Annotated in this window: 24 protein-coding genes; 13 read left to right on the top strand and 11 right to left on the bottom strand. The window is 73.3% G+C overall.

Translation table 11 applies throughout. From position 1 onward, the window contains the following. Positions 1-64 precede the first annotated feature (64 nt). Positions 65-826 carry an SDR family oxidoreductase gene (locus BLU82_RS27395; protein ID WP_092624084.1) on the top strand — a complete coding sequence of 254 codons (762 nt, stop codon included), beginning with the start codon at positions 65-67 and terminating at the stop codon, positions 824-826. On the opposite strand, the gene BLU82_RS27390 is transcribed toward BLU82_RS27395, so the two are convergent. Beyond that, entirely contained in the window at positions 827-1,948 is a 1,122-nt protein-coding gene (locus BLU82_RS27390) for a VanZ family protein (protein ID WP_092624083.1), read from the bottom strand. It abuts the gene before it with no gap. A gap of 49 nt (positions 1,949-1,997) precedes the next feature. Then, positions 1,998-2,633: a hypothetical protein gene (locus tag BLU82_RS27385; protein ID WP_092624082.1), complete on the bottom strand. Its 636-nt coding sequence runs from the start codon at positions 2,631-2,633 to the stop codon at positions 1,998-2,000. Positions 2,634-2,663: 30 nt separating this feature from the next. Here BLU82_RS27385 and pyrE point away from each other — a divergent pair, with 30 nt between their 5' ends. Continuing rightward, positions 2,664-3,203, top strand: coding sequence for an orotate phosphoribosyltransferase (gene pyrE, locus BLU82_RS27380; protein WP_092624081.1), 540 nt, complete (start codon positions 2,664-2,666; stop codon positions 3,201-3,203). Here pyrE and BLU82_RS27375 read toward each other — a convergent pair. After that, positions 3,200-4,099, bottom strand: coding sequence for a hypothetical protein (locus tag BLU82_RS27375; RefSeq protein WP_092624080.1), 900 nt, complete (start codon positions 4,097-4,099; stop codon positions 3,200-3,202). The genes pyrE and BLU82_RS27375 overlap by 4 nt on opposite strands. Further along, entirely contained in the window at positions 4,092-4,577 is a 486-nt protein-coding gene (locus BLU82_RS27370; protein WP_370246227.1) for a SigE family RNA polymerase sigma factor, read from the bottom strand. Before BLU82_RS27370 ends, BLU82_RS27375 begins: the two co-directional genes overlap by 8 nt. Positions 4,578-4,732: 155 nt before the next feature. On the opposite strand from BLU82_RS27370, the gene BLU82_RS27365 reads away from it, so the two are divergent. The 8 genes from BLU82_RS27365 (at position 4,733) to BLU82_RS27330 (ending at position 11,790) form a co-directional block, all read left to right on the top strand. Next, positions 4,733-5,470, top strand: a complete 738-nt coding sequence (locus BLU82_RS27365; RefSeq protein ID WP_157741292.1) for a DUF5642 family protein — start codon at positions 4,733-4,735, stop codon at positions 5,468-5,470. A 65-nt stretch (positions 5,471-5,535) separates the two neighbouring features. Further along, positions 5,536-6,174 (top strand): hypothetical protein, encoded by a 639-nt coding sequence (locus BLU82_RS27360; protein WP_092624078.1) that lies wholly within the window; start codon positions 5,536-5,538, stop codon positions 6,172-6,174. Positions 6,175-6,211: 37 nt separating this feature from the next. Further along, positions 6,212-6,871 (top strand): TrmH family RNA methyltransferase, encoded by a 660-nt coding sequence (locus tag BLU82_RS27355; protein WP_092624077.1) that lies wholly within the window; start codon positions 6,212-6,214, stop codon positions 6,869-6,871. Further along, on the top strand, positions 6,864-8,222 hold the full coding sequence (locus BLU82_RS27350) for an FAD-dependent oxidoreductase (RefSeq protein ID WP_092624076.1): 1,359 nt from the start codon (positions 6,864-6,866) through the stop codon (positions 8,220-8,222). Before BLU82_RS27355 ends, BLU82_RS27350 begins: the two co-directional genes overlap by 8 nt. A 130-nt stretch (positions 8,223-8,352) precedes the next feature. Continuing rightward, positions 8,353-9,258, top strand: coding sequence for an ABC transporter ATP-binding protein (locus BLU82_RS27345; protein WP_092624075.1), 906 nt, complete (start codon positions 8,353-8,355; stop codon positions 9,256-9,258). Continuing rightward, the gene (locus BLU82_RS27340; RefSeq protein ID WP_092624074.1) at positions 9,258-10,154 is read left to right on the top strand and encodes an ABC transporter permease; all 897 of its coding nucleotides are present in this window, start codon (positions 9,258-9,260) and stop codon (positions 10,152-10,154) included. The genes BLU82_RS27345 and BLU82_RS27340 overlap by 1 nt, the downstream gene beginning before the upstream one ends. Further along, positions 10,151-11,062, top strand: a complete 912-nt coding sequence (locus BLU82_RS27335) for an ABC transporter ATP-binding protein (protein WP_092624073.1) — start codon at positions 10,151-10,153, stop codon at positions 11,060-11,062. Before BLU82_RS27340 ends, BLU82_RS27335 begins: the two co-directional genes overlap by 4 nt. An 11-nt stretch (positions 11,063-11,073) precedes the next feature. After that, positions 11,074-11,790, top strand: coding sequence for an ABC transporter permease (locus BLU82_RS27330; RefSeq protein WP_092624072.1), 717 nt, complete (start codon positions 11,074-11,076; stop codon positions 11,788-11,790). Positions 11,791-11,797: 7 nt separating this feature from the next. On the opposite strand, the gene BLU82_RS27325 is transcribed toward BLU82_RS27330, so the two are convergent. Continuing rightward, positions 11,798-12,295, bottom strand: a complete 498-nt coding sequence (locus BLU82_RS27325; RefSeq protein ID WP_092624071.1) for a pyridoxamine 5'-phosphate oxidase family protein — start codon at positions 12,293-12,295, stop codon at positions 11,798-11,800. 184 nt (positions 12,296-12,479) lie between these two features. On the opposite strand from BLU82_RS27325, the gene BLU82_RS27320 reads away from it, so the two are divergent. Further along, entirely contained in the window at positions 12,480-12,959 is a 480-nt protein-coding gene (locus BLU82_RS27320; protein ID WP_157741291.1) for a DUF4262 domain-containing protein, read from the top strand. A gap of 613 nt (positions 12,960-13,572) precedes the next feature. On the opposite strand, the gene BLU82_RS27315 is transcribed toward BLU82_RS27320, so the two are convergent. The 6 genes from BLU82_RS27315 to BLU82_RS27290 all read right to left on the bottom strand — a co-directional run bounded on the left by BLU82_RS27315 (position 13,573) and on the right by BLU82_RS27290 (position 17,377). Further along, entirely contained in the window at positions 13,573-14,055 is a 483-nt protein-coding gene (locus BLU82_RS27315) for a hypothetical protein (RefSeq protein WP_092624069.1), read from the bottom strand. 65 nt (positions 14,056-14,120) lie between these two features. Continuing rightward, positions 14,121-14,786, bottom strand: coding sequence for an HAD family phosphatase (locus tag BLU82_RS27310; protein ID WP_157741290.1), 666 nt, complete (start codon positions 14,784-14,786; stop codon positions 14,121-14,123). Then, entirely contained in the window at positions 14,783-15,244 is a 462-nt protein-coding gene (locus BLU82_RS27305; protein ID WP_231947593.1) for a PTS glucose transporter subunit IIA, read from the bottom strand. The genes BLU82_RS27310 and BLU82_RS27305 overlap by 4 nt, the downstream gene beginning before the upstream one ends. Then, entirely contained in the window at positions 15,241-15,471 is a 231-nt protein-coding gene (locus BLU82_RS27300) for a glucose PTS transporter subunit EIIB (RefSeq protein ID WP_053204840.1), read from the bottom strand. The genes BLU82_RS27305 and BLU82_RS27300 overlap by 4 nt, the downstream gene beginning before the upstream one ends. A 35-nt stretch (positions 15,472-15,506) precedes the next feature. Continuing rightward, positions 15,507-16,547 carry an SIS domain-containing protein gene (locus BLU82_RS27295; RefSeq protein ID WP_092626368.1) on the bottom strand — a complete coding sequence of 347 codons (1,041 nt, stop codon included), beginning with the start codon at positions 16,545-16,547 and terminating at the stop codon, positions 15,507-15,509. Between the two features lie 59 nt (positions 16,548-16,606). Next, positions 16,607-17,377 (bottom strand): GntR family transcriptional regulator, encoded by a 771-nt coding sequence (locus tag BLU82_RS27290; protein ID WP_197682517.1) that lies wholly within the window; start codon positions 17,375-17,377, stop codon positions 16,607-16,609. A 150-nt stretch (positions 17,378-17,527) separates the two neighbouring features. Here BLU82_RS27290 and BLU82_RS27285 point away from each other — a divergent pair, with 150 nt between their 5' ends. Both BLU82_RS27285 and BLU82_RS27280 read left to right on the top strand, forming a co-directional pair. Continuing rightward, on the top strand, positions 17,528-18,307 hold the full coding sequence (locus tag BLU82_RS27285) for a GntR family transcriptional regulator (RefSeq protein WP_069109023.1): 780 nt from the start codon (positions 17,528-17,530) through the stop codon (positions 18,305-18,307). A 53-nt stretch (positions 18,308-18,360) separates the two neighbouring features. Beyond that, a complete protein-coding gene (locus BLU82_RS27280; protein WP_092624066.1) occupies positions 18,361-19,818 on the top strand; it encodes a PTS transporter subunit EIIC in 1,458 nt (485 codons plus the stop codon). Positions 19,819-19,896: the final 78 nt, after the last annotated feature.

Here is a 19,896-nt window from a genome sequence, read left to right as displayed (position 1 = left end):
GTCCCGATGTATCGCGATTCGGCCGCTGGTCTCGCATCGTGGTCGGCGGCGTAGGGTTCGGCGCATGGCAACGGCACTCGTCACCGGGCCCACCGCGGGCATCGGCCTGGCCTTCGTCCGGGCGCTCGCCGCGCGCGGCCACGACGTCGTTCTCGTGTCCCGTGACGAGGCCCGGCTGGAGGCCGTCGCCGGCGAGCTGCGCGGCGCCTACGGCGTGGGCGCCGAGGTGCTGCCGGCCGACCTCGCGACCGGGGTCGAGGCGGTGGAGCGGCGGCTGCTCGATGCCGCCCGCCCGGTCGACCTGCTGGTCAACAACGCCGGCTTCGCGGCGCCCGGCCGGTTCCTCGGCAACGACGTCGCCGACGAGGAGTACCTGCTGGACGTGCTGGTGCGGGCGGTGCTGCGGCTGACGCACGCCGCGCTGCCCGGCATGGTCGAGCGCGGGCGGGGCGCCGTCGTCAACGTCAGCTCCGTCGCCGGCTGGGTGCCGCGCAGCACGTACAGCGCGGCGAAGGCCTGGGTGACGGCGTTCAGCGAGGGCCTCGCGCCGCAGCTGCGCGGCACCGGCGTCCAGGTGATGGCGCTGGCTCCGGGGTTCGTTCGCACCGAGTTCCACGATCGCGCCCGGCTGAACATGTCCGGGCTGCCGTCGTGGATGTGGCTCGACGCCGACGCCGTGGTCGCCGCCGCGCTCAAGGACCTGCGGCGGCGGAAGGTGGTGTCCGTGCCTGGCGCGGTGTACAAGGTGGCCGCCGCCGCGCTGCCCCGGCTGCCGCGGAGCCTGGTGCTCGGTATCGGGCAGCGGCACCCGGCCCGCCGGCGCTGATCAGCGCGCGGCGGCGGCCTCCGCACGGGCGTCGGCCAGCTGTGCGCCGGCCAGCCGGAACGACAGCCCGCGCGGCCCGCCGAACACCACGGCCGGCCCGGACACCACGATGACGACGTTCGTCAGCGACGCCGCGGCGTCGGTCACGCCGTCGCCGAGCGGCGGCAGCGCGCTGACCACGTCGAGCAGGCTGTAGAGACCGAACCCGCACAGCGACCGTGCCAGCGCCCGGGACCGGTGGCCGGCGCCGTCGGCCCACCGCGGCGCCAGCCAGAGCGCGCGCTGGCCCAGCGACGCGCCCGGCCCCGACAGCGTCGGCACCAGCACCACCAGCACGAACGCCACGATCGACGGCACCGCACGGTCGCCCCAGCCGGCGTCGGCGGGCAGCTCGTCGCCGCGGCCGTAGAGGACGTACGCCCGGTAGGCGGTGGCGACGACGGCCGCCACCGCCGTGTAGGCGGCGAGGTCGACCACCATGCCGAGCAACCGCCGGGAGCGCGTCACACGACGTGGCTCGCGGCGGGTCCGCCGCAACTCCTGGCCGGGCATCCAGCGCAGCAGCACGGGCGCCAGCAGCGCGCCGATCACCGTGCCGGCCGTGTTCGTCAGCACGTCGTCGACGTCGGCCACGCGGTAGACGCAGCCGGCCAGCCCGAACACGCCGGTGCCCTGGGTGGTCTCGATCAGCACCGAGACCGCGGCGCCGCTGAGCACCGTCAGGCCGAGGCCGCGGCCGAAGAACCGGCGCAGGAACAGTCCCCACGGCACGAACAGCACGACGTTGAAGACGACCTGCAGGACGGCCGCGCTCTCCAGCCGGGCCATCAGCGACAGCCCGGCGGTGTCGGTGACGATGTCGTCGATCGAGTGGAACGGCCGCCACTGCACCGGCGGCGCCTCGTGCGCAGCGCACCAGTCCGACTCAGGCCACGGCAGCAGGGTGTAGGCCACCAGCGCCATGCCGTAGATCGCGAACAGCGCCGCGCCGGCCAGCCGGAGCGGGCTGAGCCGGCCGTACGTGCGCGACTCGATCACGACGATCGGCGCGAAGAACACGACGAACGTGACGGTGCCGAACAGCACGGCCACGTAGGCCGGCCAGGTCCACGCGTCGGTCACGGCCACATTCTGGCCGCGCGGGCGGCCCGGGGTCAGCCGATCGCGCTACTCACCCGGGCAGGGCGGCGATCGTCGCGGCCAGCGCGGCCGTCACGTCCTCGCCGCCGGTCATGGTGTGCACGGGCCAGCCGCGGGCCGCCGCCGAGCGGGCCCAGAAGTCGCCCGGACCGACGCCGGGGACGGCGGCGCCGGTGTGCAGGTAGCCGCACGGCGCGTCCGGCCAGTCCGGCGCCGGCGGCAGCCGCTCGGTCCAGAAGTCGTGGTCGCCCGGGTGCGCGGCGTCCGGCGGCCAGACCGCGCCGTCCGTGTGCAGGACGTCGTGGGCGGCGTCGGCGGCGGCGCCGTCGGCGGCGCGCAGCAGGTCCAGGTGCGACGGCGCGCCGGGCCGCGGCAGGGTGGCGTCGGCGAACACGTAGCCGCCGACGCGCCGGCCGGCCGCCCGCTGCGCCCGGGCCAGCGCCGGCAGCAGCGGCCCGGCGGTGCCGTGGGCGACCAGCACCAGCGGCGACGCGGGCGTGGCCGCGAGCAGCCGGCGCGCGGCGTCGGCCAGCCAGCTGACCGCGTACGGGCGGCGCTCGGCCACCGGCGCCGCGACGACGACCGGGTAGGGGACGGTGCTGGGCGCCGGCCCGCCGGCCCACGGGCCGAGCGGTCCGGACACGACGACGACGGCTGCGGGCTGCACGCCGACCAGCCTGCCGTACGCTCGTGCCTCGTGAGTGCCTGGGATGAGCTGCGCCGCCACATCGTCGAGAAGGCCGTCGTGCGCGGCCGGGTCGTGCTGTCGTCGGGCAAGGAGGCCGACTATTACGTCGACCTGCGCCGCATCACGCTCGACGGCGCCGCCGCGCCGCTGGTCGGGCAGGTCATGCGCGACCTCACGGCCGACCTCGCCTTCGACGCCGTGGGCGGGCTCACCCTCGGCGCCGACCCCGTCGCCACGTCCATGCTGCACGCCGCCTCCGCCGCCGGGCAGTCGCTCGACGCGTTCGTCGTGCGCAAGGACGCGAAGCAACACGGCCTGCGCCGCCGCATCGAGGGCCCCGACGTCACCGGCCGCCGCGTCCTCGCCGTCGAGGACACCTCCACCACCGGCGGCAGCGTGCTGACGGCGGTCGAGGCGCTGCGCGAAGCGGGCGCCGACGTCGTCGCCGTCGCCGTGATCGTCGACCGTGACACCGGGTCGCGGGAGCGCATCGAGGCGGCCGGGCTGGAGTACCGCGCCGCCTACTCCCAGGCCGACCTCGGTCTCTAGGGCTCGGTGGTCACCGGGCGCGGCGGATACCACTGCCCGTCCAGCAGTTGCCGGTCGCCCAGCGGCTCGTCGAGGTGGACGGTCAACGGCGCCGACGGGCTGCCCTGGCAGGTGTACGCGCCGTACGCCAGCGGTTCGACGCGGGCGGTGATCAGGACGGCGTCGGCGGTGTACTCCACGATCGGCTCGGTCAGCCGGTCCGCCGGCGACTGGCCGCTGGAGCACTCGTCCGAGTTGACGTTGATGTCGACCGACGTGTCGTCGGCGCCTGGCACGGTGCGCAGCGACCACCACCCAGGCATGAGGCCGTCGTCGAAGTAGCGTTGCGGCTCACAACCACCGCCGCCGCCTTGGTATGCCCAACTGCCGTCCGACGCCTGGGTGTAGACGGCCGTCGCCAGTCCGCCGTCGACCATGTTCCGTGTCTCCTCGGTGTCCTTCAGCCAGATCAACAGATAGGCCGTCGAGCCCACCTGGTCGATCAGCGTCCAGCGGTCGATCAGTCGGGCCGCGATGGATGGCCGCGCGGTGGTCCGTACGGCGATGCCGAGGTCGCTCTCCGGGTCCAACGCCGGCCGTTCGGTGAGCAGCGTGGGATCGAACGGCGGCCATCCGTTGTACATGTTGCAGGTGACCAGGCCGGTCGCAACGTCGGCGGGAGTGCTGGCGGCCGGCTGCGGCTCGGCGTCGCCGGCGACGGGGACGAGACCGCGTCCGGCCAGCCCGGCCAGCGCGCCGACCGCGAGCACCGTCGCCGCTCCCGCGACCCGGCGCCGGCGCCGCCTGGCAAGGCCCACCCGGGTCACGGTGTCGGCGAGGTCGTCGCCCGCCGGGGCGTCCGCCGCGCGGCCGGCGAGCGTGGCCCGCAGCGCGGTCTCGAGGTCGTGGTCAGACACGGGTCCACTCCTTCCGCAGCGTTGCCAGGGCCCGCGACGCGTTCGACCGGACCGTCGACGGCGTGCTGCCCAGCAGTTCGGCGATGCGGGCGTCGTCGAGGTCCTCGTAGAACCGCAGCACCAGCACCGCCCGCTGCACCCGCGGCAGTCCGGCGAGCGCGGTCCACATGACCGTCCGCTCGGCGTGCGCGTCGCCATGATCGGGTCCGGTCGCGACGGCGGGCAGGTCGACCGGCGCGGTGGGCGCCTCGGTGGAGCTGCGCCGCCGCTTCCCGTCGACGTAGGCGTTGACGACCATGCGCCGCACGTAGGCGTCGGGCTGGTCGGCCCGGCTCACCCGCCGCCACTGCCGGAAGGCCCGCAGCAGCGCCGTCTGGACGACGTCCTCGGCGAGGTGCGCGTCACCGGTGAGCAGGTAGGCCAGCCGCAGCAGCGGCTGCCGCCGGGTGACCACGTACTCGTGGAAGTCCACGCCCATGTCTCTCAGACGTAGCGGGGTGGCCGATCCGCTGCATCGTCCGTCCGGCGGGAATCTCTCGCACCGCCCACGCGGGCGTCCGCCGGTGGGTACATTTGCCGCCGTTCCCCTGCGTGACAACACGCTTACCCTTCTGTCAAGGAATCAGACGAACCATGCGAAAGCTCGGAATTTCTGCGCTTGTGGCCGCCACCCTGTTCCTCGCCGCATGCGGCGGTGACGACGACGCGGGCGACGACGCGACCGCCGCGAGCGAGGAGACCGCCGCCGCCGACGAGACCCCGGCGGACGACGTCGCCGAGGAGGAGGACGGCGAGGCGGCCGCCTCCGGCCTGGAGGCCGCGCTGCTGTCGGCCGAGGACCTCCCCGAGGGCGCGGCGGTGTCCGCGTTCGACGTCGCGCAGCTGGACAGCGCCGGCGAGAGCATGGCGCAGCTGCTCGAGGGCGTCACCTACGAGCCGGCCGACTGCCAGGCCTACGACACCAACCCGCTGCAGAAGGACGGCGCCGAGGCGGCCGGCATGACCGCCACGTCGGGCACCGACGCGCTGATCAACGCCGTCTACACGAACGCGAGCGCCGACGACGTCGCAAGCGTGCAGGAGTACTACGACCGCTGCGGCGAGATCACCGTCAGCGGTGAGGCCGGCGGCCAGTCGCTGGACATGACGATCCGCACCACCACCGTCGACGCGCCGGAGGTCGAGGCCGACGAGGTCATCGCGGTCGAGACGGTGACGGAGTCGGCGGCCATGCCGGCGGTCCCGACCCGGATCATCTACATGATCGACGGCGACCGCGGGGTCTACGTGGCCGGCAACCCGGAGTCGACCACGTTCGACCTGAACGCGCTGGCCGTCGCCGCTCTGGACAAGCTCAAGGCGCAGGGCTGACACCAGCCGCGTCGCGCCGGGTCGCCGTGCGGGCGGCCCGGCGCGGCCGGTAGTGTGATCAGGCGATGCGCACGACGGCCCGGACCGCGCTGGTCGCCACCGCCGTCCTGCTGAGCGCCTGCGGGAGCGGCGGCGTCGACCTGGACGCGGCCCTGCTCACCGCCGACGACCTCCCCGACGACGTCGAGCTGCTGCCCGTCGACGCCCTCGAGCTGACGGGGACCATCCAGAGCATGGCGCAGCTGCTCGAGAACGTCACCTACGAGCCGGCCGAATGCCAGGACGACCCGGCCGACCCGCTGCGCCGCCACGACGTCGAGTCCGCGGGCATGGCCGCGGTGTCCGGCGACGACGTCTTCGTGCAGGCCGTCTACACCGGCGCGTCCGTCGACGACATCACCGCCATCGAGGAGTACTACCAGCGCTGCCGCGAGGTCACCGTCAGCGGCGAGATGGCCGGCAAACCGGTCGACCTGACGATCAGGACCCACGTCACCGGCGGGCCGCCGGTCGACGCCGACCACGTCATCGCGCTCGACGCCACCACCACCGCGGCCGGCGCGCCGGACACCCTCGACCACGTCGTCTACCTGATCGACGGCGCCGAGGGCATGTTCGTGGCGGTCACCCCCGAGTCCTCGACGTTCGACCTCGACGAGCTGACGGTGCGGGCGCTGGAGAAGCTGCGCGCCGCGCGGGGCTGACCGGCCCGGCCGTCAGGCACGAACTACGGTGGGGTGTGTGAGCGACCAGGCGGCCCCGGCGGCGGACGAGTCAGCGCCGGACCACCAGCCCGGCGTCGGGCCGTGGCCGGGACCATGGCCCGACGACCCGCGGTACGACCCCGAGCTGCTCGAGTACGGCGACCGCCGCAACGTGGTCGATGCCTACCGCTACTGGAGCAACGACGCCATCGTCGCCGACCTCGACCGTCGCCGGCACCCGTTCCACGTCGCCATCGAGAACTGGCAGCACGACTTCAACATCGGCTCCGTCGTCCGCACGGCGAACGCGTTCCTCGCCGCCGAGGTGCACATCGTCGGGCGGCGCCGCTGGAACCGCCGCGGCGCCATGGTCACCGACCGCTACCAGCACGTCCGGCACCACGCCGACCTCGCCGCGCTCGCGTCTTGGGCGCATGCCGAGGGCGTCCCGGTGCTCGGCATCGACAACCTGCCCGGCGCGGTCGCGCTGGAGACCTACGACCTCCCGCGCGCCTGCGTCCTGCTGTTCGGGCAGGAGGGCCCGGGCCTCTCCGAGGCCGCGCGCGAGCACGTCGACGCCGTCCTCTCCATCGCCCAGTTCGGGTCCACCCGTTCCATCAACGCCGGCGCGGCGGCGGCCATCGCCATGCACGCCTGGATCCGCCGGCACGTCGTTCCCGGAGGAGCCGATGGCTGACCGTGTGCTGGTGATCGGGGCGGACGCCGCCGGGATGAGCGCGGCGTCGCAGGCGTTGCGGTCGGCGAAGGCGGCCGGGCGCTCGCTGGAGGTCATCGCGGTCGACCGCGGGCACTGGACGTCCTACTCCGCGTGCGGCATCCCGTACTGGATCGCCGGCGACGTCCCCTCGCCGGGCGCGCTGGTGGCCCGCACGCCCGACGAGCACCGCGCCAACGGCATCGACGTCCGGCTGCTCACCGAGGCCGTGGCCCTCGACACCGACGCCGGCTGGGTCGAGGTGGTCGACCACGCGGCCGGGCGCACCGAGCGGCTCGGCTACGACGAACTGGTCATCGCGACGGGCGCCGCGCCGGTACGGCCCGACGTCCCCGGCTCCGACGCGGCCGGCATCCACGGCGTGCAGACGCTCGACGACGGCGCCGCGGTGCTCGAGTCGCTCGCGCGGCCGCCCGAGCGGGCGGTCGTCGTCGGCGCCGGGTACATCGGTCTCGAGATGGCCGAGGCGATGGTCCGCCGCGGCCTCGCCGTCACCGTCGTCGACCGCGGCGACGAGCCGATGAACACCCTCGACCCGGACCTCGGCACCCAGGTGCACGCCGCCATGGAGGGCATGGGCATCGACGTCGTCACGTCGGCCGCGGTGACGGCGTTCGAGACCGGGCCGGACGGCGCCGTGACGGCCGTCGTCACCGACGCCGGGACGTACCCCGCCGACATCGTCGTGCTCGGCACCGGCGTGCGCCCGGCCACCGGCCTCGCCCGGGCCGCCGGGCTGCCGCTCGGCCCGACCGGCGGGCTGCGCACCGACGACACCCAGCGGGTCGCGGACGGCGTGTGGTCCGCCGGCGACTGCGTCGAGACGTGGGACCGCGTCCGCCGCGACTGGGTGCACGTCCCGCTCGGCACGCACGCGAACAAGCAGGGCCGCGTGCTCGGGACGAACCTCGGCGGCGGGCAGGCGCGGTTCCCCGGCATCGTCGGCACCGCGCTGACGAAGGTGTGCGACCTCGAGTTGGCCCGCACCGGCCTGACCGAGGGCGACGCCGTCGCGGCGGGGCTCGACCACGTCGCCGTCACCATCGAGTCGACCACGCGGTCCGGCTACTTCCCGGGCACCCAGCCGATCACCGTCAAGATGGTCGCCGAGCGGCCGACCGGGCGGCTGCTGGGCGCCCAGATCGTGGGCCGCGACGGCTCGGCCAAGCGCATCGACGTGTGCGCCATGGCACTCTGGACCGAGCTGACCGTCGGCGAGCTGGCGATGACCGACCTCGCCTACGCGCCGCCGTTCTCGTCCGTCTGGGATCCGGTCCAGATCGCCGCCCGCAAGGCCGCCGACCGGCTCTGACGCCGCGACCCTGAGGCGATCTCAGGGTCGCCCGCGCCGGCGCCTCCGGGATGATCGTGCTCGGGGACGACCTCGCGTGTCGTACCACCGCTGGACGCGCGACGACCTGCCGCGGCGGTAGCGTCGATCCGTGCCTGTCATCCAGACCGAGGAACTGACGAAACGGTTCCCGGCGACCACCGCGCTCGACCGGCTCACCATCGACGTCGAGCCGGGCGTCGTCGGGCTGGTCGGCGCCAACGGCGCGGGCAAGTCGACGCTGATCAAGATCCTGCTCGGGCTGTCACCGGCCACGTCGGGACGGGCCAGCGTCTTCGGGCTCGACGTCACCGCGGACGGCCCGAAGATCCGCGAACGGGTCGGCTACATGCCCGAGCACGACTGCCTCCCCGGCGACGTCTCCGCCACCGAGTTCGTCGTGCACATGGCCCGCATGTCCGGGCTGCCGGCCGACGCCGCCCGCGAGCGCACCGCCGACACCCTGCGCCACGTCGGCCTCTACGAAGAGCGGTACCGCCCCATCGGCGGCTACTCCACTGGCATGAAGCAACGGGTCAAGCTGGCGCAGGCGCTGGTGCACGACCCCGAGATCGTCATGCTCGACGAACCCACCAACGGCCTCGACCCGGTCGGCCGCGACGACATGCTGGCGCTCATCCGGCGCATCTGGGCCGAGTTCGGCATCACCGTGCTCGTCACGTCGCACCTGCTGGGCGAGCTGGAGCGCATCGCCGACCACGTGGTGGTCATCGACGGCGGCACGCTGCTGCGGTCGTCGTCGACGTCGGAGTTCACCCGCACCAGTCAGTTCCTGGTCGTCGAGGTGTCCGCCGCGGCCGAGGCCGTCGCCGCCAGCCTGACCGCCGCCGGCCTCACGGTGAGCCACGACGGCACGCAGCAGCTGGTGCTCCCGCTCGACGACGAGAAGGTGTACGACCTCGTGCGCGACGCCGTCGCCGCCGAGGGCGTCGGCCTGATCCGGCTGGAACAGAGCCGGCACCACATCTCCGAAATCTTCGAGGAGGAGCGGGGCTGATGTCCGAGCAGACTCCGTCGGGTGTCATCCACGACATCGGCTACCGCAAGTACGACGGCCCACGGCTCGGCCGGGCGCGCGTCACCCGGGCGCTGTACGTGCACAGCCTGCGCGGGGCGTTCGGCCTGGGCCGCTCCGCCCGCTCGAAGGTGCTGCCCATGCTGCTACTCGGCGTCATGTGCGTGCCGGCGTTCATCCTCGCGGTCATCACCAACGTCACCGGCGACCTCACCGGCGGGCTGCCGCTGCCGTACTCCGCCTACGTCTTCGTCGCGGCACAACCCATGGTGGCCATGTTCGTGGCCGCGCAGGCGCCCGCCGCGCTCTCGCGCGACCTGCGGTTCAAGACCGTCCCGCTGTACTTCTCCCGGCCCATGGAGCGCTCCGACTACGTGCTGGCGAAGTACGGCGCGCTCTCGACGGCGCTGTTCCTGCTGATCGCGGCGCCGATGCTGATCATGTACGTCGGCGCGCTGCTGGCCGAGCTGCCGGCCTGGGAACAGACCAGTGACCTGCTGCTGGCGCTGCTCGGCGCGGTCGTGTACGCGGTCGTGTACGCCGGCATCGGCCTGGTCATCGCGTCGCTCACCGCCCGCCGCGGACTCGGTGTCGCGGCCATCATCACGCTCTTCGCGCTGAGCTTCGCCGCCGTCAGCGCACTGCAGGGGATCATCCGCTACGAGGTGGAGGACATCGACCTCGCCGGCTGGCTGGGGCTGCTGTCGCCGGTCACGCTGGTCGACGGGTTCCAGACCTGGGTGCTGGACGCCTCGGGCAGAGCCGTCGCGCCGCCGCCCGGCGACGCCGGTGGTGTGGTGTACGTGCTGGTGACGTTCGCCGTCATCGGCGCCTGCTGGGCCCTGCTCAACCTGCGCTACCGGAAGGTCTCGGCATGAGCGTCCTCTCCGTCGACACGGTCTCGCGCTGGTACGGCAACGTCGTCGCCGTCAACGACGTCACCATGACCATCGGGCCGGGCATCACCGGCCTGCTCGGCCCCAACGGCGCCGGCAAGTCCACGCTGATCGGCATGCTGGCCGGGTTCCTGGCGCCGTCGGCCGGGTCGGTGACGCTCGACGACGCCACCGTCTGGAAGAACCCCGAGGTCTACCGCACCATCGGGCTGGTGCCCGAGCGCGAGGCCGCGTACGACTTCCTCACCGGCTGGCAGTTCGTACTGGCCAACGCCGAACTGCACGGCCTGCCCGACCCCGGCGCCGCCGCGAAGCGCGCGCTGGCCGCCGTCGAGATGGAGTTCGCGCAGGCCCGCAAGGTCGGCGAGTACTCCAAGGGCATGCGGCAGCGGGTCAAGATGGCCTCGGCGCTGGTGCACGACCCGTCCGTCCTGCTGCTGGACGAGCCGTTCAACGGCATGGACCCCCGGCAGCGGCTGCACCTCATGGAACTGCTGCGCCAGATGGGCGCCGACGGCCGCACCGTCCTGTTCAGCTCGCACATCCTCGAAGAGGTCGAGCAGCTGGCGCAGCAGATCGAGGTCATGGTCGCCGGCCGGCACGCCGCGTCCGGCGACTTCCGCGAGATCCGGCGGCTGATGACCGACCGGCCGCACCAGTACGTCATCCGCTCCTCCGACGACCGCGGGCTGGCCTCGGCGCTCATCGCCGACGGCTCCACCGCCGGCGTCCAGCTCGACGACGGCGTGCTGAGCGTCGAGGCGGTGTCGTTCCTGCGGTTCACCGAGTTGCTCCCGCGCGTCGCCCGCGACGCCGGCATCAGGCTCTTCGAGGTCTCGCCCACCGACGAGTCGCTCGAGAGCGTCTTCTCCTACCTGGTGAAGAGTTAGGGGTACCAGACATGAACGGGACCGTTGTCCGGCTGACCTACCGGGCGCTGCTCGGAGGCCGGCGGGCCTGGCTGCTGTTGCTGATGTCGGTGCTGCTCCTCTCCATGGCGGTGCTGCTGCGCGTCACCGTCGGCGTCGACCACCAGGTCACCGCCGACTTCCTCGGCGCCGTCTCGGTGGCCGCTCTGGTGCCGCTGTTCGGGCTGATCGTCGGCACCGGCGTCATCGGCCCCGAGATCGACGACGGCTCGATCGTCTACGTGTTGTCGAAGCCGATCTCGCGGCCGCGGATCATCCTCAGCAAGTTCGTCGTCGCCGCGTGCGCGACGGTGCTGTTCGCCGCCGTGCCGACGTTCGTCGCCGGCCTGGTGATGTCCGGAACGGCCGGGCGCATCGCGCTCGGCTTCGGCGTCGCGGCGCTGGTCGCGTCGGTGGCGTACAGCGCGATCTTCCTGCTGCTGTCCGTCGTCACCCGGCACGCCGTGGTGTACGGGCTGGCGTACGCGCTGATCTGGGAGGGGCTGCTCGGCTCGTTCGTCCCCGGCGCGCGGACGCTGAGCGTCCAGCAGTGGTCGCTCTCGCTCACCGAGGCCATCGCCACTCGCGACCTCGTCTCGTCCGACGTCCGGCTCGCGGTGGCCGGGGTGCTGCTGGCCGTCGTCATCGTCGGCGCCACCTGGTACGCCGGCCAGCGGCTGCGGGTGCTCTCGCTGGCCGGCGAGGAATGAGCCGGGCTCAGGCGCCCTGGCTCTCGGCCTTCTGCCTGATCAGCTCCTCGACGGGGGTGGGCAGGGTGGCCTCGAAGTCGATCAGCTTCGCCCACGTCGGCCTCACCACGATGCGCACCATCGCGTCGTAAAGCCCGCGGACCGCGACCTCCCACTCGGCCCGCTGCTCGGGCGTCATCTCGTAGCTGGTGTTCATCTTCATGTACTCCTCCGGGATGCCCTCGACGAGGTCGAGTTCGGCGCGGCCGCGGAGCAGCAGGATCTTCGGCGGGTGCACCTCGGTGTCGATGGTCAGCGCCACCGCCGGGTTGGCCCGCAGCGACGCGAGCTTCGGTGCGTTCGTCGGCGTGCACATGACGATCTCGGTGCCGTTCCAGGTGAACCCGATCGGCACCGTGCGCGGCGTGCCGTCGGTGGCCACGTAGGCCAGCCGGGTGATGTCGCGGGCCAGCAGTTCCTGGCTGTACGGGCGGTTCAGGATCTCGGCGATCTCGTTCGGCTGCATGAGGTGTCCTCTCGTGACGCGGCCCGTCGTGGCCGTTCGTACCCCGGGGACGGAGCCGGTGCCGCGTTCTCGACATGCCACTGCGCCTGAATTCGTCGTCCCTCCGTTGGGGGCGACGTTGTCGGTGGCCGCTGCTAGTGTTCGAACTCCTGTTCTTGTGAATCTTTCCCCGGAGGTCGACATCATGGCGTTGGACGCGTGCACGCCGCTTCAGCTGCAGCAGTGGCAGGACCAGGAGGACGCGTGGCTGCGCGACACCGTCCGCCGGCACGGCTGGGCGGTCCAGTACGCGGCCGGCGCCCCGCCGTTCGCCTACACCGTCGGGCTGTACGGGTTCGGCCATCCCGAACTGCTGGTGTACGGGCTCGACCTGCAGGCCAGCGCCTGGGTGCTGAACCACTTCGGCGACCGCGTCCGCGAGGGTGAACGGTTCGGGCCCGGCCGGCCGATGCGCCTGCCCGGCTGGTCGCACCGCCTGCAGCTCTTCCCCTTCCACGACGGCGACGAGCCGCCGGTGCTGGGGTCGGCGCAGCGCTACTACCACCGCGGCCCGGCCGATCCCGTGCCCGCCCTCCAGCTCATCTGGGACGACTCCGCCGGACGCTTCCCCTGGGACGACGGTTACGACCTGCCCGGCGGGCTGCAGCCGGCGCCTCGCCCGTAGCCGCGGTCATCGGGGCGCGGTTCGTCGGCGCGGCCCATCGGTCGCTGACCATCGGCCGTGATGGTCGGACGCGGGTCGCCCGTGGTGATCGGCCGGGATGATCACCCGGGTGGTGGGCCGTGGGCATCGGCCGCCGGCGCCATTGCCGGCGGCCGATGGTCGTCGGATCCTAGCGGGTGGGGCCGGCTGGTGCGGCCCCCTGCGCCGGACCCTCGGCTCCCGGTGCGGCTGGACCCGGTTCGTCGGCTTGGGTGCGCTGGGTCTATCCCGTTGTCCGGGTGCGCCAGTCCAGCCGCGCCGACGTACGTACGCTGCACTCGGCGCTCCGGCCCGGGTGCGCCGATCCAGGTGCGCTGGACCAGGCCCGTCGGCTTGGGTGCGCTGGGTCCATCCCGTTGTCCGGGTGCGCCAGCCCAGCCGCGCCGACGCACGTACGCTGCACTCGGCGCTCCGGCCCGGCGCGCCGATCCAGGTGCCTGGACCAGGCCCCGCCGGCGCGGGTCAGCGTCACGCCTCGTCAGGTGCCGAACCGCTCGCGTGCGCCGCGTGGTGGCCGCGAGTTTCGCGCGGCGCACCGGGTGCATGGCCCGCCCGGCTGGGAGGGAGTCCCACCCTACGGGCGGGCACTGACACTCGGCGTCGACTGGCCGGTGTCGCTGTCGTCGGTGCGGCGGCGGCGCCAGCGGCTCAGCCGGCCGGGTCCGCCGTCCTCGCCGGCCGGAGCGTCGGCGCTGTCCGCCGTGGTCCCCGAGCGGTCGGCGGCACCAGCGCGGTCGGCATCCCCAGGGCGGCCATCGACGGTCGAGCGGTCGGCGGCGGCGCGGTCCTCGGCCAGATCCTGGTGGGCCACCTTCTGACGCAGGTAGCGGATCTCCGACCGCCGCGCCCGGGCGGCCCGCATACCGGCGGCGAGCGCGGCCACCGCGGCGAGCACCACGAGCATCGTCACGGCGCCGGCGACGAACACACCCCAGACCGGGATCTCGGTGTTCAGGCCGAGCGAGTCCAGCAGCACCTCGCCGGTTCCGTCGGCTGCGATGACATAGACAGCGGCGCCGGCGACGGCGAACAAGAGCAGTGCGAGCACGATCAACATGGCTCCCGACCTCCTCCGGAGTCTGCCCCACACGTACCCGTCCGGATGCCGGCCAAACCGCGTGGTCAGGACCGCAGCAGCTCCGCCGGTCCGGAGACGACCCGTTTCGCGCCGCCGTCGAGGAGGAGGCCGGGCGGGGTGCCGGTGGCGACGCCGATGACGAGGCCGACGCCGGCGGCCAGCGCCGAGTGCACGCCCGGGACGGTGTCCTCCAGCGCGACCGCCTCGGACGGGTCGACGCCGAGGGCGGCGGCGCCGGCGAGGTAGGGCGCGGGGTCGGGCTTGCCCGCGGACGTCGTCTCGGCGGTGACGAACGCGGCGAAGAGGTCGCGGACGCCGAGGACGTCGCCGACGGCGCGTTCCGCCCACGCTCGCCCGGCCGACGTCACCAGCGCGACGGGGACTCCGGACGCGTGCAGCCGGCGGATCAGCTCGGCCGCGCCGGGCACCGGCCGCGGCGGGTGCGCCTGGTGGTCGACCCGGGCCATGACGCCGTCGACGAGGGCGAGGGCGTCCTCGCCGGTCCACGGCCCGGCAAGCTGCATGAACACCTCGGCGCCGCGGCGACCGGCGAACGCGCGCAGCACGTCCGGCCCGACGTCCCAGCCGCGGGCGGCGAAGTACGACCGGTAGGCGGCCTGGTTGGCCGGCTCGCTGTCGATCAGGGTGCCGTCGAGGTCCAGCAGCGCGGCCCGCCGGCCGGTGAGCGCCGCGTCGAGCCCGGCGCTCACCGCGCCCACGTGAACAGGACGTCGCCCGCCTCGGCCGGGCCCGCGGCCCGCAGCTCGCCGAGCTGGCCCGGCGTCGCCTCGAGCGCGATGACCGGCACCACCGGCGACCGGCCGCTTGCCTCGACGGCGGCCGGGTCCCAGGTGACGACGGCGGCGCCTGCGGCCACGACGTCGCCCTCGGCGACGTGCAGCCGGAAGCCCTCGCCGGCCAGCTGGACGGTGTCGATGCCGAGGTGGGTGAGCACGCCCGCGCCGTCGTCGGTCTGGACGACGAACGCGTGCGGGTGCAGCTTGACCAGCTTCCCCGGGACCGGCGCGACCGCCGTGACGGGGCCGGACCGGTCGGGGTCGACCGCCAGCCCGGGGCCGACCAGTGCCTGGGCGAAGACCGGGTCCGGCACCTCGGCCAGCTCGATCACCCGCCCGGGCACCGGCGACAGCACATCGAGCTGCGTCACATCAGGTCCTCGATGTCGGTGGCGATGGTGTCCGCCTCCGGCCCGACGACCACCTGGACGACCTGGCCGGCCGAGATGACGCCGAACGCGCCGGCCGCCTTGAGCGCCTTCTCGTCCACCAGCGCGGCGTCGTGCACCTCGGTGCGCAGCCGCGTGGCGCAGGGCTCGATCTCGACGATGTTGCCGGCGCCGCCCAGCGCCTTCAGGATCTGCTCGGCCTTGTCCATGTGTCCCCTCCGATTGACGAGTGTGCGCGGCCGGCTCAGCTGCCGGCCGGGTCGGTCTGGGTGACCTTCGAGAGCCCGCGGGGCGCGTCCGGGTCGAGCCCGAGCCTGCGCGCCAGCGCCTCGACGGTCAACTGGGCCGGCACGACGAGGGCCAGCGGCGCCACCAGCTCGCGCAGCGCCGGCCCCGGCACGGAGACGTCGACGGCGCCGGCGAACCCGGTGTCGCCGCCGATGCCGATGGTCGCGGCGGCGCCGCGGCGACGCAGGTCGTGCGCCAGCTCCGTCATGCCGGCCACCATCGGCCCGTCGGCCGCCGACACCAGCAGCGCGACGTGCTCGGCGTCGACGACGGCGATGGGGCCGTGCCGCAGGTCGGCGTAGGACAGCCCGCGCACCGGGCGCAGGCAGGTCTCCTCCAGCTTCAGCGCCGCCTCGAGCGCCGTGCCGAACGTGATGCCGCGGCCGCTGACCAGCGTCTCGGGCGTGGACGCGAGCCGCTCGGCCGCCTCGTCGACGCCCTCGCGCCGCTCGATCAGCCGCTGTACCTCTTCGGGCACGCGGTCGAGGTCGGGGTCGAGCGTGCCCGGCTTCGCGGCGAGCGCGTCGGCCAGCACGACCATCGCGGCCAGCTGGGTGAGGTACGACTTCGTGGCGGGCACGGCCTTCTCGGCGCCGGCACGGGTCACCAGCGCGAGGTCGGCGGCCCCGGCCAGCGCGCTGTCGCCGTCGTTGGTGACGGCGATGGTGCGGGCGCCATGTGCGGCGGCCCAGGCCTGGGTCTCGACGATCTCCTCGGTCTCTCCGGACTGCGACACCGACACGACGAGCGCCTCGGACAGGTCGAGGTCGGAGTGGTAGTGCGTGGCGACACTCGGCGCGGCCAGCCCGCCCGGAACCCCGGCGTGCACCTCGAGCAGGTACCGGCCGTAGATCGCGGCGTTGTCCGACGACCCGCGGGCGACGAACAGCACCACGCGGCGGTCCGCGGCCAGCGCCTTCAGCTCCGCACGCAGCGGCAGCAGCGACTCGAAGGTACGGGCCAGCGCCTCCGGCTGCTCGGCGATCTCACGGGCCATGATCGTGTGGGTCACGAGGCGATCTCTCCTGTCGGGTGGGTCGGTGACGTGGGACGGGTTCAGGTGGTGGCGCCGGGGGCGGCGGCGTCGGGCTCCTCGGCGCGTTTTCGCGGCACCACCGCCGGGTTCGGCCGGGCGACCGGCACCCACAGGGTGTAGCGGTCGGACCGGAACGCGGACCGGCTGTACTCGATGGCGGAGTCGCCGGTGAACGCGCGCCGCGAGATGCGCAGCACCGGCTTGCCCGGCTTGATCATGAGCAGCTTGGCCTCCTCGTGGTCGGCCTCGCCGGCGTCGATGGTGTCCTCGCCCCAGTCGGGGATCAGCCCGCGGGCGTCCAGTTCGACGTACACGCTGTCAGGGGTGCCGTCCTCGAGAAAACCGGGCAGCCGGTCGGCGGGCAGCCAGGTGTGCTCGACGGCCATCGGCTCGTCGTCGGCGTAGCGCAGCCGGTGCAGGTGGACCAGCTGCTCGCCGGGCGCGACCTTGAGCGCCTCGGCGATGTCGGGCTCGGCCCGCACCAGCTCGGACGCGAGCACCTTGACGCCGGCCGTCATGCCGCGGCGGGTCATCTCCTCGGTGAACGACGCCAGCCGGACCTGCAGGTCGACCTTGGGTGGTGCGACGAACGTGCCGCGGCCCTGCACGCGTTCCAGCACCCCCTCGACGACCAGCGCGTCGACGGCCTGGCGCACCGTCATACGGGACACGGCGAAGCGCTCGCACAGCATGCGCTCCGACGGGACGGGGTCGCCCGGACGCAGCTCACTGACGACGAGACTCCGCAGGTAGTCGCGCACCTGCAGGTACTTGAGCGTCGATCGGCGCAAGGACAGCACGGGACTCGCATCGGGTCGGGGCCGTCCGGGCATCCGGCCAGCCGGTCGATTCGGCACACACCCCTTGACAAGTTCGAGGTGCAGCCACATTGTATGGGCCACTGGTCAAGTCATCTAGACCAGTTCCTACCACTGACCGATATGTCGGGAAAGAGGGTCTCCGTGAACGTGGTCGACGGACCGGTGCCCAAACACCGGCAACTGAGGGAGATCCTCCTCGCGATGATCGAGGGCGAGCTGGTGCCCGACGCGCCGGTGCCGTCCGAACGCGAGCTGGTGGCCCGCTTCAAGGTCAGCCGTGCCACCGTACGCGAGGCCGTCGGGCGCCTCGTCGCCGAGGGCCGCCTGTACCGCGTCCGCGGCAAGGGCACGTTCGTCGCGGCGGCCAGCATCGAGTCGCAGATGCACCTGTCCTCGTTCACCGAGGACATGCGCCGCCGCGGCCACAAGCCGTCGACCGTCGTGCTGGGTGCCGACGAGACCGCGGCGCCGCCGCCGGCCCGCGCCGCGCTCGGCCTGGACGTCACCGACCGCGCCTACCGGATCGAGCGGCTGCGCTCGGCCGACGGCGCGCCGATGGCGCACGAGGTGTCCTGGCTGCCGGCCGCCCCGCTGCCCGGGCTGCTCGAGCGCGACCTCACCAGTTCCGTCTACTCGATCCTGGCCCACGACTACGGCCGCGTCCTCGACTCCGCCGCCCAGACGGTGTGGGCGGAGGGCGCCGACCCGCTGCGGGCCCGGCTGCTGCGCGTGCCGCCGGCCGCGCCGCTGCTGGTGTTCCGCAAGACCTCCTACGCCGCCGGGCGGCCGATGGAGCACGTCACCTCGTGGTACCGCGCCGACCGGTACCAGGTGCACATGACGCTGGAACGCACCCCCACCACGGGCTCGGCAGGCGCCGGGCCCGGACACCACCTGTAGAGGAGAGCGCACGTGAACCCTCACATCCGCATGACGGCGAGAGGAGCGACGGGATGAGCGCGGTGACCGCCACCGCGACCGGGAAGCGCGGCTTCCCCGGCCTCGCGGTGCTGCAGCGCATCGGCCGCAGCCTCATGCTGCCGATCGCCGTCCTGCCGGCCGCGGCCCTGCTGCTGCGCCTCGGCTCGAACGACATGCTCGGTGGCGAGCCCGGTACGGTGCCGGAGGGCCTGCCCGCCGGTCTGGCGCAGTACGACGGGCTGCACTGGCTGCAGCCGGTGTCCGAGGTCGTGGGGGCGGCCGGGGCGGGCATCTTCAACAACCTGCCGCTGATCTTCGCGCTCGGCGTCGCGATCGGCTTCGCCCGCAAGGCCGACGGCTCGACGGCGCTGGCCGCCGTGGTCGGCTACCTGGTCTACAAGAGCGTGACCGACGCGATGTCGCCGCACATCCTGGGCGCCCCGGCCGAGGGCGCTGAGCAGGAGCTGATCAACTTCGGCGTGCTCGGCGGCATCATCATGGGCATCACGGCGGCGCTGCTGTGGCAGCGGTTCTACCGCATCAAGCTCCCGCCGTACCTGGCCTTCTTCGGCGGCCGCCGGTTCGTGCCGATCATCACCGCCCTGGTGGCGATCTTCATCGCTGTCGGCATGAGCTTCCTCTACAAGCCGTTCAACGACGGGCTGACCAACCTCGGTGAGTGGGTCACCGAGAACGACGTGCTCGGCGGCGGGCTCTACGGGTTCTTCAACCGGCTGCTGATCCCGCTCGGCCTGCACCACATCCTCAACTCGTTCCCGTGGTTCCAGCTGGGCGAGTACACCCCGCCGGGTGGTGAGGCGGTCCAGGGCGACATCCTGCGCTTCCTCAACGGCGACCCGACCGCGGGCGCGTTCATGACCGGGTTCTTCCCGATCATGATGTTCGCCCTCCCTGCCGCCGCGCTGGCCATCTGGCAGACCGCCAAGCCCGCGCAGAAGAAGATCGTCGGCGGCATCATGCTCGGCGCCGCGCTGACCTCGTTCCTCACCGGCGTCACCGAGCCGCTGGAGTTCTCGTTCCTGTTCGTCGCGTTCCCGCTGTACTTCATCCACGCGATCCTGACGGGCACGGCACTGGCGCTCACCAACGCGCTGGACATCCGCGACGGGTTCGGCTTCTCGGCCGGCTTCATCGACTACGCGATCAACTTCCGCATCGCGGAGAAACCGTTGCTGTTGATCGTGATCGGCCTGGGCTACGCGGTGGTCTACTACTTCCTGTTCCGCTGGGTGATCACCAAGTGGAACCTGCGCACCCCGGGCCGCGAGGACGACGAGGCCGCGGTCGAGGCCTCGCTCGGCGAGGAGGCGGCGGCGCTCGTCGAGGAGGAGGAGAAGGTTCCGGCCGGCGCGCCGGCGCCCGCTCCCGGCACCTCGGATCTCGGTGCGTCCCCCGACCGCCCGGCGTCGGGTCCGCCTCCGGCGCCCGAGCCGCCGTTGGGGCCGTCGTCGAACGGCGAGCCGAAGTAACCAGCACCACAGTGACCATCGGCACTTTCCGGCCCACGCGGGCCGGAAAGTGCCGATGATCGTGTGAGGACACGCAAG

Origin of the sequence: Jiangella sp. DSM 45060, from assembly GCF_900105175.1 — a bacterium.
Lineage (GTDB): Bacteria > Actinomycetota > Actinomycetes > Jiangellales > Jiangellaceae > Jiangella.
Note: the sequence above shows the minus strand (reverse complement) of the source record. Positions and strands in the feature narration are given on the sequence as shown.